The sequence below is a fragment of the Shewanella sp. MSW genome (assembly GCF_007636515.1).
Classification (GTDB): domain Bacteria; phylum Pseudomonadota; class Gammaproteobacteria; order Enterobacterales; family Shewanellaceae; genus Shewanella; species Shewanella indica.
The window spans coordinates 50,745-67,270 of the sequence record NZ_LVDR01000020.1 but is presented as its reverse complement, the minus strand read 5'-3'; the positions used below and the strand labels follow the sequence as shown (position 1 = coordinate 67,270).

The following is a 16,526-nucleotide window of genomic DNA, read 5'->3' as shown; positions in this document are numbered from 1 at the left end:
TATATCAGGGGCGCATTGGCGCCCCTTAGTTTTTATGCCCGAGAAAGAGGACCTTATCATGGCTTTATGGGGTGGCAGATTCAGCGGCCAAAGCAGCGAACTTTTCAAACTCTTTAACGATTCCCTGCCGGTGGATTTCCGTTTACTGGAGCAGGATATCCAGGGCTCAGTCGCCTGGGCCGAGGCGATAACCCAGGCCGGCGTGTTAACCCAGGAGGAATGCCAGGCGTTGACTCAGGCGCTGGCTGAGTTGCTTGCAGAAGTTAAAGATACGCCGGAGCAGATCATCGCTTCCGGCGCCGAAGATATTCACAGTTTTGTGGAGTTACAGTTGATCGCCAAGGTGGGTGACTTGGGTAAGAAGCTGCACACCGGCCGTTCGCGCAATGATCAGGTGGCGACCGATCTCAAGCTGTGGTGCAAACAGGAAGGCGCACACCTGCTGAGTCTGTTGATTGAAGTCAAACAAGGGCTGCTGGCCTTGGCCGAGCGCGAGTTGGATGCGGTGATGCCGGGATATACCCATCTGCAGCGGGCGCAACCCGTGACCTTTGGCCATTGGGCTTTGGCTTATGTGGAAATGTTTGAGCGGGATATCAGCCGCTTGCAGGATGCACTGAGTCGCCTCAACACCTGCCCTCTGGGTTGTGGCGCCTTGGCGGGTACAGCTTATGCTATCGACCGTCAGGCGCTGGCGGCCAGCCTGGGCTTTGCCTCTGCTACCCTCAACAGCCTGGACAGCGTGTCTGATCGTGACCATGTGATCGAACTCTGCAGCGATGCCTCTATCAGCATGATGCACTTAAGTCGTATGGCCGAAGATATGATCTTCTTCAATTCCGGCGAAGCCAACTTCATCGAACTGGCCGACAATGTCACCTCAGGTTCTTCCTTGATGCCGCAGAAGAAGAACCCCGATGCGCTTGAGCTTATCCGCGGTAAAGCGGGCAGGGTATACGGCAGCTTGATGGGGATCCTCACCACCATGAAGGCGCTGCCACTCGCCTACAACAAGGATATGCAGGAAGACAAGGAAGGCTTGTTCGATGTGATGGACAGCTGGAGCCTGTGTTTGAAAATGGCGGCTCTGGTGCTCGAAGGTGTCAAGGTTAACCGTGACAATGCGTTGGCCGCAGCTCAACAGGGATACGCCAATGCCACTGAGCTGGCGGACTATCTGGTGGGCAAAGGTATGCCCTTTAGACAGGCGCATCACGTTGTGGGTGAAGTGGTGTTGCATGCTATTGCCGAGGGTAAGCCACTGGAAGCCTTGCCACTTGAAGTCTTGCAAGGCTATGCCGACATCATAGCGGAGGATGTTTATCCGCATCTGAGTATCGATTCTTGCCTGGCGAAACGCAATATCCTCGGTGGTACCGCGGTGGAACAGGTCAAGGCCGCGCTGACAGCCAAGCAGGCCAAATAGAAGTTACCCCTCGGATTCGAGCCAAACAAAAACGCGCCAATCGGCGCGTTTTTTAATGTTTAACAGGCGGTGTTAAACAGACAGTTACTGGAATAGCTCTTCCGGCGGTGTTTCGATAAAGATGTCACTGTCATCTTCGGCGCCGGTGGCGTATTCCTTGGGTTCTGTACCCTGAATAAAGTACTCGAAGTCGCTGGTGTAGTCTGTCTTACGCGACAGCTTGCCGCTGTCTAAATCAATACGCACCGAAACGATTCCAGCTGGTGGAATGCTGGGTTCTTCCGGCGTTCCTTCCAGGGCATCGCGCATAAACTCGTTCCAGCCTGGGCCCGCGGTCTTGGCACCGGATTCGGCCCCTGAAATCTGATCTTTGGCGCCGCTGGCATTCCAGGCGGTACGTCCCAGCTCACGGCCATGGTCATCGAAGCCGACCCAGACAGTGGTGGCAAGCTTAGGATTGTAGCCACTGAACCAGGTGTCCCGCGATTCGTTGGTTGTTCCCGTTTTACCGGCTATGTCATGGCGTTTGACCACTCTGGCGGCGCGCCAGGCGGTACCGTTCCAGCCAGTGCCTTTGCTCCAGTTACCGCCACCCCAGATAACACTCTTGAGGGCATCGGTGATTAGGAATGCGGTCTGCTCGCTGATCACCTGCTTGGCGTGACGGGCGCTAGGGCTGTCACAGCTGAAAGGATCTTCCTGAACCAGGGGCTGCAGCGGCTCTTGCATAGTCAAATCGATTATGGCGTTATCCGCCATATCCTCTTCAGCCTTAAGCGGCGCGTCACAAGCCAGAGCCGGATGAGCCTGTTCAAGGATTTCGCCTTGGGCATTCAGGATCCGTTTGATGAAGTATGGTTCAACCAGATAACCCCCGTTGGCGAAGGTTGAGAAGGCTGTGACCACCTGCAAAGGTGTGGCTGATGGTGAACCCAGCGCCAGAGATTCGTTGTGGTTGAGCTCTTTGGCATCGAAACCAAACTGTACCAGTTTGTCGATGGCGGCATCCAGCCCAACATAGCGTAGGGTTCTTACCGACATCACGTTGATAGACTGTGCCAGCCCCAGACGCAGCCTGGTGGGGCCGCCGTATACGTCGGGTGAGTTCTTGGGACGCCAAGCCGTACCTTGGCTGAGATCCGGTTTGTTGATAGGCGCGTTGTTGATCAGTGTCGCCAGGGTATAGCCTTTCTCCAGCGCTGCGGCATATAGGAAAGGTTTTATGTTGGAGCCCAACTGACGCTTGGCCTGAGTCACCCGGTTGTACTGGCTCTGACTGAAGCTGTAACCACCGACCAGTGCCTGAATTGCACCATCTTTAGGATCTATCGAGACTATGGCGCTGGCAACCTGAGGCACCTGAGCCAGTTGCCAGATATCGCCGTTGTGACGTACCCAAATCTGTTCGCCCACTTTCAGGAATTGTTCGGCTTTCTTCGGTGGTGCGCTTTGGCGTTTGTCACTGATAAATTTGCGGGCCCATTTGAGGCCATCCCAAGGCAGAGTGAGCTTTTCTCCTGAAGCGAGCAGTACTTCAGCTTGTTGTTCTTCTACCTTCAATACGGCAGCAGGCCTGAGCTCTTGAATGGGCATGGTTTTCTTAAGAGTGGCAATCAACTCGCTCTCATCAGGTTGCTTGTCTGTCCAGAGAACCGCTTCCGGGCCTCGATAGCCATGGCGTTCATCATAGGCGTAGACATTGTTGCGCAGTGCCTTTTGGGCTTTTAACTGCAGTGAGGAGTCTATGCTGGTGTAGACATCGTATCCTCCGGTATAGGCTTCCTCTTCACCGTATTTTTGTACCATATAATCCCTGGCCATCTCTGAAATATAGGGGGCATAGAGATCGATTTCGGCACCATGGTATTTGGCGGTAATAGGTTGGGCGCTGGCCTCGTTGTATTCACTCTGGGTGATGTAGCCGACCTCCAGCATACGGTTGAGCACCAGATTACGACGAGTCAAAGCTCGGCTGGGGGAGGTGATAGGGTTGAGTGTTGAGGGCGCTTTCGGCAAGCCGGCGATAACTGCCATTTCAGCAAGCGTCAAGTCTTTGACTTCCTTGCCATAATATACTTGAGCCGCGGCGCCAACCCCGTAGGCCCGCTGTCCAAGATAGATACGGTTGACATAGAGCTCCAGAATTTCATCTTTGGTCAGCAGCTGCTCTATGTGGATAGAGATAAATATCTCTTTGACTTTACGAATAATTGTCTTGTCTCGGGTCAGGAAGAAGTTCCTGGCCACCTGCATGGTAATGGTACTGGCGCCCTGCTTTTTTTCGCCGGTGGCCAACATAACCAGTGCGGCCCGAGCTACCCCTATGGGGTCGACGCCTTTGTGCTCATAAAAACGTGAATCTTCGGTTGCCAGAAAGGCTTGCAGTAATGGTTTGGGCACATCGGCCAATTCCAACGGGATCCTGCGCTTTTCACCGAATTGTGAGATCAGCTTGCCATCACTGGAATAAACCCTCAGTGGTGTTTGCAGTTGCACTGTCTTGAGTGTGGCGACATCCGGGAGTTCGGGCAGGACGTAGAAGTAGGCTCCAACGATAGCTGCAACCCCCAAAAGGGCCAGGCTGAATAGAGCTATGAGTATACGTTTTAACCACTTCACGAGATTATTCCAAAACTTGCTGCGGGCACAATAGTATATAAGGCGTTTTGTGCAGGGTGAAGTAAAAAGGCAGCGTCAAAAAATTAGCCGTTGTAATGTGCTCAAACATTTTATACAAAGAGGCGTAACAATTTGAAAATGTGCTACTCTAAAACCTAACAATAACAAAGTGACAAAGGACTATGCTTTCGAATCTATGGAAGCGTCAGGCTCCGCAAATGGTGGGTATTGACATCGGTTCTCACGAGGTCAAGGCAATCCTGCTGGGCAAGACAGGCGATGGTTATAAAATCCAGGCTTACGCCGCAGCTCCTGTTAAAAAAGGAGCCATCAATGATCATGATATTCGTGATCCTGAAGCCGTTATTGAAGCAATGAAACAGCTCAAGAGGCAATTGCCCAAAGCAACTAAATTTGCTTCTGTCGCTGTATCCGGATCAGCCGTAATGACTAAAGTCATCTACATGGATGCCTCTCTGAGTGAGGTGGAAATGGAGGCACAGATTGAGATTGAAGCGGATAACCTTATTCCCTATTCACTTGATGAAGTCAGTATTGATTTTGAAACACTGAGCGTTAACAAGACAGATCCCAGTAAAGTTGATGTTTTGCTCAGTGCTTGCCGAACCGAAAATATCGATGCCAGAATCGATGCGCTGGACAGTGTTGACCTTGAGCCCAAAGTCGTTGATGTAGAAGGTTATGCTTTAGGCCGTTCCCTTGAATTGGTCTTGGGACAGCTGCCGGACGGCGCTGCTGAACAGGTGGTCGCTTTAGTTGATATTGGTGCCAATATGACTACCTTCGCGGTAGTGGAAAAAGGGGAAACGGCCTTTATCCGCGAACAGGCGTTTGGTGGTGAACTCTTCACTCAATCTATATTGTCTTTTTACGGCATGTCTTATGAGCAGGCGGAAAAGGCCAAGATAGAAGGTGATCTACCTCGCAATTATATGTTTGAGGTGTTATCGCCATTCCAAACGCAATTATTGCAACAAATAAAACGCACGCTGCAAATATATTGCACTTCCAGTGGTAAAGATAAAGTCGATCATTTGGTGCTTTGTGGCGGTACTTCCAAATTAGAAGGTATGGCTAATCTTCTGACCAATGAATTAGGTGTTCATACAATAATTGCCGACCCCTTTCAGGGAAGTTTGCATGCAGACGATTCAGTAAAAAATGCCCTGCAACCCCATATCAGTAAATACATGGTGGCCTGCGGCCTGGCGCTGAGGAGTTATGGTCAATGGCGAACATAAATTTATTACCATGGCGCGAAGAAGCCAGGGAAAAACAGAAACGTGACTATATAGGGATTTTGGCTGCTGTTTTTATTGGCGCCGCGTTGTTGGTTTACATGGCACTGAACTTTATCGGTTTGATGACAGAAGATCAGCGGCAGCGAAATGCTTATCTTCAATCAGAAATTAGCTTGTTAGACAAGCAGATAGCTGAGATTACCAAGATCAAACAGCGCAAAAAGGATATTGAACGTCGCACCGAGATTATTCTTAATCTGCAACAGGCGCGTAATTTGCCTACCCATGTATTGGATGAGCTGGTACGGGTTATTCCGCCAGGCATCTATCTTTCCAGCATAGAAAAGAAAGGCAGCCTCATCTGGATCGAGGGGCGTAGTGAGTCCAATAACAATGTCGCCAACATGATGCGAAAAATTAAAGCATCAGAGTGGCTTCAGGACCCGAGTATGCAGTCGATAGTTTCTCAGCAGGAAGAACTCAGAGAGCTGCAACGCTTCAGTCTCAAGGTCAGTATCAAGGGAGCAAATCGGCTTGAGGGGACGGCACAGATGGCGAAAGGAGCGGGCAAATGAGTTTCGATTTGAGCCAGTTCAATGACCTGGACATGGAGAATATCGGCGCTTGGCCGACTCAGGTCAAGGCTGTGTTTGCCGGCTTGCTGGCAATTCTGGTGTTCGTTGGTGGCTATTATTTGTTTGTTTCAGATGCCATAGATATCTATCAGTCCGAGCAAGTTAAAGAGCAACAACTGCGTGATGATTTCAAGCAAAAGTATCTTTTGGCCGCTAACCTGAAATTATATCGAGAGCAGTTGGTGCAGATGGAAGCGCAATTTGCCGAATTGCTGAAGATGCTGCCATCTGAAAACGAAATGCCGGGTTTGCTTGATGACTTGACCTATGTGGCTACAGATGCCGGGTTGAAGATTCAGAGTCTGGATTGGGACGCAGAGATCCAGCGGGACTTCTACATTGAATTTCCGATACGTATGGCCGTGACCGGCGATTATCACCAACTGGGTCACATGGTCGGCGGGGTTGCCAAGTTGCCACGGATTGTCAGTCTGCATGATTTTGTGATTAAGCGTGACCCATCAGGCATCTTGGCGATGGAGATCCTTGCCAAGACCTACAGATTTAAAGAAGGAACGGAATTACCGCCGGAGAAGGCTAAGGGGAAAGGTAAATGAAACGACTCATTACCCTGACCGCTGCGGTGCTATTGCTGAGTGGTTGTATTGGTGACAGAGCGGATCTTGAGGACTTTGTTACCAGCACCAAGGCCCAGCCGGTTGCTCCAATCCCGCCGCTGAAAGAGCCGCCTCAGTTTGAGCACTTTGATTATCAGGCCGATATGATGCGTAGCCCCTTTGTACCACCTTCCCGAGAACTGACGGAAGAGGTGATAGACACCACCAAAGACTGCCTGCAACCGGATCTCAAGCGTCGCAAGGGCCGTCTAGAAACCTATGCCCTGGATAATCTCAAGATGCGCGGCACCCTGAGCGAAGACAAGGTGGTTTGGGCCTTGGTGGAGACGACTGATGGCAATGTCTATCGCATGGGCGTCGGTGAGTATTTGGGACTTTATCATGGCCGGATAGCCAAAGTATCAGCACAGTATATCGATATCATTGAATTAGTACCGGACGGTTCCGGCTGCTGGACAGAGCGCAACAGCAGCCTGGAATTGACCGGAGAATAACAAGCGAAGGATGAGGGAATAATGGAATCTTCTGCCGCGAATATCACCCCAAAAAATGCAGCCAAATGGATGCAGTATATCCTGGGCAGCTTGCTCATCCTGGGGCTAAGTCCCTATGCTGATGCTGCCAACAAGCTGGTAGATGTTAAGTACCATGCCATTGTGGATCACCAACTGGAATTGGAGTTGGTGTTTGACAAGCCGATATCTGAGCCGGAAATCAATTTGAATGCCGATCCCGCCAGTATCCAATTGAACTTTAGCGACAGTATTTCTGCGCTGGAAAAAGCACAGATCCCTATTAACACTGCCGGGGTCGAGCAGCTGTCCAGCATGCAGGATGGCGATAAGTTGCAACTGGTTTTGGCACTGAAAAAAGTGAAACCTTATCAAGGTAAGGCCGTGGGGAACGTCTATCGTTTGACTGTCAATGATGAAGTCATGGATCCCCAGAGCAAGGCCAGCAGCCCGTTTGTTAATAGCATAAAAAATATCGACTTCCGCCGCTTGGGGGATAAGGGTGGTGAATTGCTGGTTGAGCTGCGTAATTCATCGGTTGCCGCCAATGTTGAGCAGGTCGGTTCCAGGCTGGAGCTGAAGTTGTACAACACAGATATTCCATCTGACATGCTTTATGTTATGGATGTGCAAGACTTTGCCACCCCGGTGAAGAGCTTTGAGACCTTCAAAGAAGAGCTGACCAGTCGAATTCTGATCGATATCAAGGGCGACTACGAATACAACTACAAACAAGACGGTAATATGTTCACCTTGGCGATGACCGAGGTTGAGCGTGCAGTTCAGATGGAGACGGAGAAGAAATACTCGGGCAAGACCCTATCACTCAACTTCCAGAATATTTCAGTCAGAACCGTGCTGCAGATCATTGCCGATTACAACGACTTCAACCTGGTGACCAGTGATACAGTCGAAGGTAGTATCACCCTGAGATTGGATGACGTACCTTGGGATCAGGCGCTGGATCTTATCCTGCAGACCAAGGGGTTGGATAAGCGAATCGAAGGTAATATTCTGATGGTTGCGCCGGCTGAGGAGCTTGCCATACGTGAAGAAAACCAGCTCAAGAACAAGAAAAAAGTCTCTGAAGAGTTGGCGCCACTTTACTCGGAATATTTGCAGGTGAACTATGCCAAGGCCACCGAGATTGCCAGCTTGTTAAGGGGAGAAGGATCAAGCCTATTGTCCAAACGCGGCACAGTTGCCGTGGACGAAAGAACCAATACTCTGCTGGTTAAAGACACGGCTGATATTCTGGAAAACGTGCACAAGCTGATAGAAGTGCTGGACGTGCCTATTCGTCAGGTGTTGATTGAAAGCCGAATGGTTACGGTTAAGGATGATGTTGCTGAGGATTTGGGTATCCGTTGGGGGATCACAGATCAACAGGGCAATAAAGGCACCTCGGGTAGTCTGGAAGGCGCTCAGGACATCACCAACGGCACCATTCCATCCATAGGCGACCGTCTCAATGTGAACCTGCCGGCGGCTCCTAGCAATGCTGCCAGCATAGCTTTCCATGTTGCCAAACTGGCCGATGGTACTGTCTTGGATTTGGAATTGAGTGCGCTGGAGCAGGAAAACAAGGGTGAAATTATCGCCAGCCCCAGAATTACCACCTCAAATCAGAAAGCCGCTTATATTGAGCAGGGTGTCGAGATCCCTTATGTGGAATCGGCTTCCAGTGGCGCGGCTACAGTACAGTTCAAGAAAGCGGTATTGTCACTGCGGGTAACACCACAAATTACCCCGGATAACCGTGTGATACTGGATTTGGAAATCACTCAGGATTCTCAAGGTAAGATAGTACAGACGCCGCTGGGAGAAGCTGTTTCCATCGATACCCAGCGCATAGGTACCCAAGTGCTGGTGGACAATGGTGAAACCATAGTGCTGGGGGGGATCTATCAGCAGAACTTGATCAGTCGGGTCAGCAAGGTGCCTGTTTTGGGGGATATTCCCCTGGTTGGCTTCCTGTTCCGCAATACTTCGGACAAGAATGAGCGCCAGGAGCTGCTGATCTTCGTAACGCCCAAGATAGTGACTGAGGAAATCTAGGGAAGGTGCGAAAAAGTCCTCGTGGCGTTCTCTTTTGTAGTGCGTCGCTTGCAACGCAATTGGCGTTCACGGCATCTGATTGAAGCCATGAGGGGGTCTGCTTAAGTTTTTTCCAAACCTGTAAAACTTCAACCAAAGCCAGTGCCAGTCGCTGGCTTTGATGTTTGGGCGCGGGGAAATTTGGCTTTAATAGTCGGCATTACTTGCCTTGAATGTCCTTAAGCTGAGATAATCCCCGGTCAAGTCTCATAAGAGCAAGGTAACAAATCCCGTCGATTTGATAGTAAGTCGACATTCGGCAAACTTTTCATAAGATTCAGACGTACAAGAAATGGCTGAAAAACGTAATATTTTTCTGGTAGGCCCTATGGGCGCAGGCAAGAGCACCATAGGTCGTCATCTGGCACAAATGCTGCACTTGGAATTCCACGATTCAGATCAAGAGATTGAAAATCGCACCGGCGCTGACATTGCCTGGGTATTTGACGTTGAAGGCGAAGAAGGTTTCCGTCGCCGCGAGGCTCAGGTGATTTCCGATCTGACCGAGAAACAAGGCATAGTTCTGGCTACTGGTGGTGGCTCAGTTCAAAGCAAAGATATCCGCAACTTCCTCTCTGCCCGCGGTATCGTGGTGTATTTGGAAACCACTATTGATAAACAAGTGGCCCGCACTCAGCGCGACAAGCGTCGCCCCTTGCTGCAGGTCGATAACCCTCGTGAAGTGTTGGAAGCACTGGCAGACGTGCGTAATCCTCTCTATGAGGAAATCGCTGATGTTATCGTCAAGACAGACGAGCAAAGCGCCAAAGTGGTGGCCAATCAAATCATTGAACAATTAGGTTTCTAGGACGCAAGATGCAACAGATCCGGGTTGATTTAGGTGAACGTAGTTATCCTATCTTCATTGGCCAGGGTCTGTTGGCCCAGAGCGATTGCCTGACGGCGAGCATCTTGGGTAAAAAGGTCCTCATTGTCTCCAATGACACAGTAGCTCCCCTGTATCTGCAACCCTTGCAGCGCCTTCTGCTGCCTGCGGCTCAGGTTTTTGCTCATATTTTACCCGACGGTGAGCAATACAAGACACTGGCACAGCTCGATAGCGTATTTACGGCTTTGCTTGAGCATAACTGCGGTCGTGATGTGGTGCTGGTGGCACTCGGCGGTGGAGTTATTGGTGATATGGTCGGCTTTGCTGCCGCCTGTTATCAGCGGGGGGTGGATTTTATCCAGATCCCCACTACGCTCTTGTCTCAGGTCGACTCATCCGTAGGTGGCAAGACGGCAGTCAATCATCCGCTGGGCAAGAACATGATAGGCGCTTTCTATCAACCGCAACTTGTGTTGATAGATACCCTGTGTCTGAAGACCCTGCCGGCGCGTGAATTTGCTGCCGGTATGGCTGAAGTGATCAAATACGGCATCATTTGGGATGCTGATTTTTTCCTGTGGCTCGAGAACAATGTCGAGTCACTCAAGTCGCAGCAGCCAGAGGCGTTGGCTTATGCCATCCGTCGCTGCTGTGAGATAAAAGCCGAAGTGGTTGCCGAAGATGAGACAGAGCAAGGTGTTCGTGCCCTGTTGAATCTGGGGCATACCTTTGGTCATGCCATCGAGGCCGAAATGGGCTATGGCAATTGGCTTCATGGTGAAGCGGTTGCCGCTGGCACAGTCCTTGCTGCACAAACTGCAAAAGCCATGGAACTGATTGACGAGTCAATTCTCTGTCGCATCAGTGCGCTGCTACAGGCATTCGACTTACCGATAACTGCACCAGAGTCCATGGATTTTGAAAGCTTTATCAAACACATGCGGCGTGACAAAAAAGTTTTGGCTGGGCAAATTCGCTTGGTTTTGCCCACTGATATGGGGCAGGCCGGTATTTTTGCTCAAGTGCCGGAATCCCTACTCGAACAGGTGATCTGCCGCGCTTGAACCTTGATGGGTGACAATGGTGGCAACCGAAGAACTTCTCCTGCCCTCGCAAGAGGCACTGTTACAAAGACTGCAGCATCTGGCCTGTTACGGTCAGCAGCTGGTTTTGTTGCAGGGGCAGGTCGGAGCCGGTAAGACACGGCTGTTGACCGCCTTGGCCAATGTGCTCGATGAGCATAATCTGGCGTTGGTCAGTTGTCCTCAACATGCGGATGCCGCCGAAATAAGGCGCAAGTTGCTGATCCAACTACTGCCCGACCCCCTGTTTGACGACGAACAGCCGCTGGCCGACACCCTGCTGCGTTATCTCGGTGAGATGCGCAAGCCTATCCACATTCTGATCGACGATGCCGACAACATGCCGCTGGTGCTCTGGGCCGAGTGTTTGTTGCTGACTCAGCTGCAAGCCAGAGGTGAACCTATCACGCTGACCTGTTCGGTTTCTCCGGAATTTGCCGAGCAGTTACAGCTGCAATTGCCTAAAGCACAGAAACAGCAGGTATTGCCGGTTAAGCTTGAGCCGCTTTCTCTGGCCGAGCGTGAGGGGCTGTATCAAACTTTGTTGACTCGCAGCGCAGTACACACCTTTACGCCGCGGGCTATAGTGGTTAAGCAGTTGGAGCGGCAGCAGGGCACGCCGGCCGAGGTTTTGGCATTGTTGGAGCTGGCATTGAATGGTGAGCCGCCGAGGCCAAGAGTATTCCCGTGGAAGACCTTACTGATGTCGAGCCTTGCTGTGCTGAGTTGTTTGGCATTGCTCTCCTGGTATCTGTTGCGTTCGACCGAGCCTCTGCCCGAGCTGACCAAGTCTGCCTTGGTACTGGAACATAGGACAAGTCCCTTAAGCCAGTTTGCCGAGCGTTGGCTCGATATTGAATCGGAACCGGCCTCGAAAGTTCTCAGCTCGGCTCCTGTATATGTTCGTCTTGAACAACCACGAAGCCAGAGCCTTGTTTCACCAGCGATTGACTCGCAGCAAGACCCGAAATTAGCTCAGAAAACCGCGCCCCAAGCGGATAGTCAGTCGACCCCTGAGTCGGAAACTGGTTCTGAACTGCTCAGCGATGCCAAGGCGGCGCTGGATGTGGAAACCGCTCCTGTTACCCAAAAGCCGCAGGTCAAAGAGGCTGCCTCTATGAATAATGAAGCGCAGGAAATTCAAGCTCAATCTGAGCTTGAACAAGAGCCTAGTGCCGGAGTGCTACCGACACAAGGTTACACCTTGCAATTGGTAAGTCTGAAACGCGAGTCTTCACTGACAGCATTTATGATTAAGCTGAAAAAAGTGAAAAATGTCAGAGTGGCCAAACATAAGGATTGGTGGGTGGTATTGGTAGGGGAATATGCCAGCAAGCAAGAAGCCATCGAAGCCGGTAAGGTATTGCAACTGTCTTTGGACCTGCCTCAACCTTTGATTAAGTCCTGGCAATCACTGCAACACTATCGCTTACAAGCTGGCCTAAGTAACAGTGAAATTTCATCTTAAACCGAGTACAATCCTCACTTTCGTTTTTCCGGGCACCAATCAATTTTAATGAAGAAAAAACAAAGAGCCTTTCTCAAGTGGGCCGGTGGTAAATTTAAACTGGTTGATGCCCTGATTCAGCACTTGCCCAAGGGCGAGCGCCTGGTTGAACCCTTTGTCGGTGCCGGTTCTGTGTTCCTCAACACAGATTACCCCAGCTACCTGCTGTGCGATATCAATCGTGATCTAATCGATCTCTACTCCATCATTCAGACTCGTCCGGAAGCATACATAGGGGCGGCGGCCGAGTTGTTTGTGCCGCAGATGAACGACAAAGAGCAATACTATCTGATCCGAGATAAATTCAACCGTAGTCGCGACCCCTTCGATAGAGCTATCTATTTTCTCTATCTCAATCGTTTTGGTTTTAATGGCTTATGTCGTTACAACCGTAAAGGCTCATTCAATGTGCCCTTCGGTTCCTACAAGAAGCCGTATTTTCCCGAGAAGGAAATACGCGGCTTTGCCGCCAAGGCACAAAATGCCGAGTTTCGCTGTATTGGCTACGAGCAGGCGTTTGCTCTGGCCCAAAGCGGTGATGTGATTTATTGCGATCCGCCATACGCCCCCCTATCGACCACCGCCAGCTTTACTACTTATGTTGGGGCCGGCTTTTCGTTGGATGACCAGGCGCTGCTGGCCAGGCACTCTCGTCATACCGCTATTGAGCGTGGTATTCCAGTGCTTATCAGCAACCATGATATACCGCTGACCCGTGAGCTGTACCATGGTTCAAGAATGGAAACGATTCAGGTACAGCGAAATATCAGCCAGAAGGGCAGCAGCAGAACCAAGGTGAATGAGCTGATGGCTTTGTACGACGAAACCTATCACAACGAGAACGACTGAAAGTTACCTTTGCCAAAGTAATCAGGCGAGTACTTGATTTACCAGCAGCAATAGTCCAACCACCAAGAGTGCTGCCAGCAACACGCCTGTGATGATATAAGGGAGAGGTGAGGAATTGGCGCTGAAGTCCCTGGCACGATTGGACTCACTCTGCACGCCGAAGAAGGCCGCCAGCGTACTGTAAAGGTAACGCCAGTAGCGGCCAAACATTTAAAAACCGTTGTTGGAATTTGCCGGGGCGATATCGTCAACCGGTTTGCGTTGATGGCCGTGCAGTAACTCCAGTAAGTCGACAAAATGGAACTGGCCCGAACGACTCTTGCCGCTGAACCAGCCCCCCCAGCTCAAGTCATCTTCCTGAGTCGCACAGCGATTATTGGGATGGCTGGAAGGCAGATTGGGATTGTAGTCGTGTTCCTGGCTGTAGCTGCAGGCCAGATTGTTCGCGGAAGAACCCAGGCTTTGGAAGCCAACAGCAGTCGCTCCCACCACGCCAGCGGCGGCAGCGAGTATGACTGCTGACTTGATGCTGTGTGTGAAAACCTGCGGTTTCTGGTTCATCCTGTTCCATCCCCAAATGTGGCGTTGGTCGATTATAACAAAGCCGTTGATAAATTGAACAGCTTTTTACCAAGTAACAACCTTATTCCAACTTATGATGCTTTTCAACGGCAGAAATGGGCGCCAGGCTATAGAGCCCGAGCGCCTTGGCGGGTAAAATAGGCGACTTCTTAAACATCCTGTGAGATTGCTATGCGCCCATATCTTATTGCTCCTTCCATTCTGTCTGCCGATTTCGCCCGCCTGGGTGATGATGTTAAAGCCGTATTGGATGCGGGGGCCGACGTGGTTCACTTCGATGTGATGGACAACCATTATGTACCTAACCTGACCATAGGCCCCATGGTCTGCAAAGCTTTGCGTGACTATGGTATTACCGCCGAAATCGATGTGCACCTGATGGTGAAGCCGGTCGACCGCATAGTGCCTGATTTTGCCAAGGCGGGGGCTTCTATTATCACTTTCCATCCGGAAGCCAGCGAGCATGTGGACCGCACAGTGCAACTCATCCGTGACCACGGCTGTAAGGCCGGCTTGGTATTCAACCCTGCCACGCCATTGCACTACCTGGACTATGTGATGGATAAGCTGGATGTGATTTTGTTGATGTCGGTTAACCCTGGGTTTGGTGGTCAGTCATTTATTCCATCGACACTGGATAAACTGGCCGAAGTACGCCGCCGTATCGATGAGAGTGGCCGCGATATCCGCCTGGAGGTCGACGGGGGCGTTAAGGTGGACAATATAGCCGAAATTGCCGCCGCCGGTGCCGACATGTTTGTTGCCGGTTCAGCCATCTTTAGCCAGCCTGACTATAAGGCGGTTATCGACCAAATGCGCAGTGAACTGGCGGGAGTGTAAGTTATGATCGCAAGCAGTATCAGCGCGATCGCCTTTGATCTGGATGGCACTCTGGTTGACAGTGTGCCGGACTTGGCCGCCGCGACCCAAGCGACGCTTGCCGATCTGGGGCTTAGAAGTTGCACTGAAGATCAGGTACGCAGCTGGGTTGGCAACGGCACAGAAATGTTGATGCGCCGCGCGCTGACCTTTAGCCTGGGGGCTGAACCGGATGCCTCTGTCATGGCCGATGCCATGCCGGTATTTATGAAGCATTATGAAGCTTGCCTTGAGCGTTACAGCAAGCTGTATCCCGGGGTTGAGTCTGTGCTTAGAACCCTGCAGCAGAGAGGTTTTAAGTTGGCGGTGGTTACCAACAAGCCTTATCGCTTTACTATCCCTTTATTGCAGGCTTTTGGTATTGAGTTATTTTTCAGTGAAATTCTCGGCGGCGATTCTCTCACTAAGATGAAACCGGATCCCTTGCCGCTGACTCATCTGCTGGAGAAATGGCAGTTGCAGCCTCAGCAGATGTTGATGGTGGGTGATTCCCGTAACGACGTTCTGGCGGCGAAAGCTGCAGGTATTGCCTCAATCGGCTTGACCTATGGCTACAACTACGGTGAAGATATTGGGCTTTGCGGCCCAGATGCCGTATGCGATCATTTTGAGCAAATTTTGGCGCATTTGCCGCCACAGCAATCGGAGTAATGAAATTCATGAGCAGTCCCAAACCCATAGTATTGAGCGGTGCCCAGCCCTCAGGCGAGTTGACCATAGGTAACTACATGGGTGCCCTGCGTCAGTGGGTAGCCATGCAGGACAGCCATGATTGCCTCTATTGTGTGGTGGATCTGCATGCCATCACTGTGCGTCAGGATCCCAATGCCTTGCGTGAAGCTTGCCTGGACACATTGGCGCTGTACCTTGCTTGTGGTGTTGATCCCAAGAAGAGTACAGTATTCATTCAGTCACAGGTGCCGCAGCACACTCAACTGGGGTGGGTACTGAACTGTTATACCCAGATGGGTGAGCTGAGCCGCATGACTCAGTTTAAGGATAAGTCGCAAAAGCACGCCAACAATATCAACGTCGGGTTGTTTGGTTATCCTGTGCTGATGGCGGCCGATATCCTGCTGTACCAGGCCAATGAGATCCCTGTCGGTCAGGATCAGAAACAGCATCTGGAGTTGACCCGGGACATCGCCACCCGTTTCAACAACGCCTATGGTGACACCTTCACAGTGCCAGAGCCTTTTATCCCTGAGCTGGGTGCCAAGGTGATGTCGCTGCAGGATCCCACCAAGAAGATGTCCAAGTCAGATGACAACCGCAACAATGTCATCGGCCTGCTGGAAGATCCCAAGGCGGTGATGAAAAAGCTGAAAAAGGCGATGACCGACAGTGATGAGCCACCTGTGGTGCGCTTCGACATAGATAACAAGCCTGGGGTTTCCAATCTGCTGAGCCTGATGTCCGGGGTGACAGGCCAGAGCATAGCCGAACTGGAAGCCGAGTTTGAAGGCAAGATGTATGGCCATTTGAAAGTGGCTGCCGGTGAAGCCGTGGTTGGTATGTTGGAGCCGCTGCAACAACGCTTCCGTGAGTTTCGCGAAGACAGAGCCTTCCTGGAGTCTGTGATGAAGCAGGGCGCCGAAAAGGCCCAGGCCCGCGCCGAAGTCACAGTGAAGAAAGTCTATGAGAAGATAGGCTTGCTGGTGTAATTCCG

The 16,526-nt window shown here is 51.2% G+C and carries 16 protein-coding genes; 13 read left to right on the top strand and 3 right to left on the bottom strand.

Annotated elements, in window-relative coordinates; genetic code table 11:
- The first annotated feature begins 58 nt into the window (after window positions 1-58).
- Entirely contained in the window at window positions 59-1,426 is a 1,368-nt protein-coding gene (argH, locus tag AYI96_RS17805) for an argininosuccinate lyase (RefSeq protein WP_071475627.1), read from the top strand.
- 84 nt (window positions 1,427-1,510) lie between these two features.
- Here argH and AYI96_RS17800 read toward each other — a convergent pair whose 3' ends face one another.
- Entirely contained in the window at window positions 1,511-4,045 is a 2,535-nt protein-coding gene (locus AYI96_RS17800) for a penicillin-binding protein 1A (protein WP_144362086.1), read from the bottom strand.
- A 182-nt stretch (window positions 4,046-4,227) separates the two neighbouring features.
- Here AYI96_RS17800 and AYI96_RS17795 point away from each other — a divergent pair, with 182 nt between their 5' ends.
- From AYI96_RS17795 to AYI96_RS17755, 9 genes are all read left to right on the top strand, one after another.
- Window positions 4,228-5,307, top strand: coding sequence for a pilus assembly protein PilM (locus tag AYI96_RS17795; protein ID WP_039035981.1), 1,080 nt, complete (start codon window positions 4,228-4,230; stop codon window positions 5,305-5,307).
- A complete protein-coding gene (locus tag AYI96_RS17790; protein ID WP_039035982.1) occupies window positions 5,295-5,882 on the top strand; it encodes a PilN domain-containing protein in 588 nt (195 codons plus the stop codon). Before AYI96_RS17795 ends, AYI96_RS17790 begins: the two co-directional genes overlap by 13 nt.
- Window positions 5,879-6,499, top strand: a complete 621-nt coding sequence (locus AYI96_RS17785) for a type 4a pilus biogenesis protein PilO (RefSeq protein WP_039035983.1) — start codon at window positions 5,879-5,881, stop codon at window positions 6,497-6,499. Before AYI96_RS17790 ends, AYI96_RS17785 begins: the two co-directional genes overlap by 4 nt.
- Window positions 6,496-7,014: a pilus assembly protein PilP gene (locus tag AYI96_RS17780; protein ID WP_039035984.1), complete on the top strand. Its 519-nt coding sequence runs from the start codon at window positions 6,496-6,498 to the stop codon at window positions 7,012-7,014. Before AYI96_RS17785 ends, AYI96_RS17780 begins: the two co-directional genes overlap by 4 nt.
- 69 nt (window positions 7,015-7,083) lie before the next feature.
- Window positions 7,084-9,090 carry a type IV pilus secretin PilQ gene (locus AYI96_RS17775; protein ID WP_373297555.1) on the top strand — a complete coding sequence of 669 codons (2,007 nt, stop codon included), beginning with the start codon at window positions 7,084-7,086 and terminating at the stop codon, window positions 9,088-9,090.
- Window positions 9,091-9,421: 331 nt separating this feature from the next.
- Window positions 9,422-9,937: a shikimate kinase AroK gene (aroK, locus tag AYI96_RS17770; RefSeq protein WP_025011596.1), complete on the top strand. Its 516-nt coding sequence runs from the start codon at window positions 9,422-9,424 to the stop codon at window positions 9,935-9,937.
- A gap of 8 nt (window positions 9,938-9,945) precedes the next feature.
- The gene (gene aroB, locus AYI96_RS17765; RefSeq protein WP_039035986.1) at window positions 9,946-11,022 is read left to right on the top strand and encodes a 3-dehydroquinate synthase; all 1,077 of its coding nucleotides are present in this window, start codon (window positions 9,946-9,948) and stop codon (window positions 11,020-11,022) included.
- A gap of 16 nt (window positions 11,023-11,038) precedes the next feature.
- A complete protein-coding gene (locus AYI96_RS17760) occupies window positions 11,039-12,508 on the top strand; it encodes an AAA family ATPase (protein WP_071475628.1) in 1,470 nt (489 codons plus the stop codon).
- A 48-nt stretch (window positions 12,509-12,556) separates the two neighbouring features.
- Window positions 12,557-13,396, top strand: coding sequence for a Dam family site-specific DNA-(adenine-N6)-methyltransferase (locus AYI96_RS17755; RefSeq protein ID WP_039035988.1), 840 nt, complete (start codon window positions 12,557-12,559; stop codon window positions 13,394-13,396).
- Window positions 13,397-13,417: 21 nt separating this feature from the next.
- Here the strand turns inward: AYI96_RS17755 and AYI96_RS17750 are convergent, their stop codons facing one another.
- Window positions 13,418-13,606 carry a DUF2970 domain-containing protein gene (locus tag AYI96_RS17750; RefSeq protein WP_071475629.1) on the bottom strand — a complete coding sequence of 63 codons (189 nt, stop codon included), beginning with the start codon at window positions 13,604-13,606 and terminating at the stop codon, window positions 13,418-13,420.
- Window positions 13,607-13,957: a hypothetical protein gene (locus AYI96_RS17745; RefSeq protein WP_039035990.1), complete on the bottom strand. Its 351-nt coding sequence runs from the start codon at window positions 13,955-13,957 to the stop codon at window positions 13,607-13,609.
- Between the two features lie 192 nt (window positions 13,958-14,149).
- On the opposite strand from AYI96_RS17745, the gene rpe reads away from it, so the two are divergent.
- The 3 genes from rpe to trpS are packed head-to-tail and all read left to right on the top strand — an operon-like array spanning window position 14,150 to window position 16,521.
- Entirely contained in the window at window positions 14,150-14,818 is a 669-nt protein-coding gene (gene rpe, locus AYI96_RS17740; protein WP_039035991.1) for a ribulose-phosphate 3-epimerase, read from the top strand.
- A 3-nt stretch (window positions 14,819-14,821) separates the two neighbouring features.
- Window positions 14,822-15,508 (top strand): phosphoglycolate phosphatase, encoded by a 687-nt coding sequence (locus AYI96_RS17735; protein WP_039035992.1) that lies wholly within the window; start codon window positions 14,822-14,824, stop codon window positions 15,506-15,508.
- 8 nt (window positions 15,509-15,516) lie between these two features.
- On the top strand, window positions 15,517-16,521 hold the full coding sequence (trpS, locus tag AYI96_RS17730; protein ID WP_025011602.1) for a tryptophan--tRNA ligase: 1,005 nt from the start codon (window positions 15,517-15,519) through the stop codon (window positions 16,519-16,521).
- The last annotated feature ends 5 nt before the right edge of the window (window positions 16,522-16,526 follow it).

Bases quoted from the DNA above. Each gene is read 5' to 3' on its own strand.
- argH (WP_071475627.1), top strand. From the start codon at position 59: ATGGCTTTATGGGGTGGCAGATTCAGCGGCCAAAGCAGCGAACTTTTC.
- AYI96_RS17795 (WP_039035981.1), top strand. From the start codon at position 4,228: ATGCTTTCGAATCTATGGAAGCGTCAGGCTCCGCAAATGGTGGGTATT.
- AYI96_RS17790 (WP_039035982.1), top strand. From the start codon at position 5,295: ATGGCGAACATAAATTTATTACCATGGCGCGAAGAAGCCAGGGAAAAA.
- AYI96_RS17785 (WP_039035983.1), top strand. From the start codon at position 5,879: ATGAGTTTCGATTTGAGCCAGTTCAATGACCTGGACATGGAGAATATC.
- AYI96_RS17780 (WP_039035984.1), top strand. From the start codon at position 6,496: ATGAAACGACTCATTACCCTGACCGCTGCGGTGCTATTGCTGAGTGGT.
- AYI96_RS17775 (WP_373297555.1), top strand. From the start codon at position 7,084: ATGCAGTATATCCTGGGCAGCTTGCTCATCCTGGGGCTAAGTCCCTAT.
- aroK (WP_025011596.1), top strand. From the start codon at position 9,422: ATGGCTGAAAAACGTAATATTTTTCTGGTAGGCCCTATGGGCGCAGGC.
- aroB (WP_039035986.1), top strand. From the start codon at position 9,946: ATGCAACAGATCCGGGTTGATTTAGGTGAACGTAGTTATCCTATCTTC.
- AYI96_RS17760 (WP_071475628.1), top strand. From the start codon at position 11,039: ATGGTGGCAACCGAAGAACTTCTCCTGCCCTCGCAAGAGGCACTGTTA.
- AYI96_RS17755 (WP_039035988.1), top strand. From the start codon at position 12,557: ATGAAGAAAAAACAAAGAGCCTTTCTCAAGTGGGCCGGTGGTAAATTT.
- AYI96_RS17750 (WP_071475629.1), bottom strand. From the start codon at position 13,606: ATGTTTGGCCGCTACTGGCGTTACCTTTACAGTACGCTGGCGGCCTTC.
- AYI96_RS17745 (WP_039035990.1), bottom strand. From the start codon at position 13,957: ATGAACCAGAAACCGCAGGTTTTCACACACAGCATCAAGTCAGCAGTC.
- rpe (WP_039035991.1), top strand. From the start codon at position 14,150: ATGCGCCCATATCTTATTGCTCCTTCCATTCTGTCTGCCGATTTCGCC.
- AYI96_RS17735 (WP_039035992.1), top strand. From the start codon at position 14,822: ATGATCGCAAGCAGTATCAGCGCGATCGCCTTTGATCTGGATGGCACT.
- trpS (WP_025011602.1), top strand. From the start codon at position 15,517: ATGAGCAGTCCCAAACCCATAGTATTGAGCGGTGCCCAGCCCTCAGGC.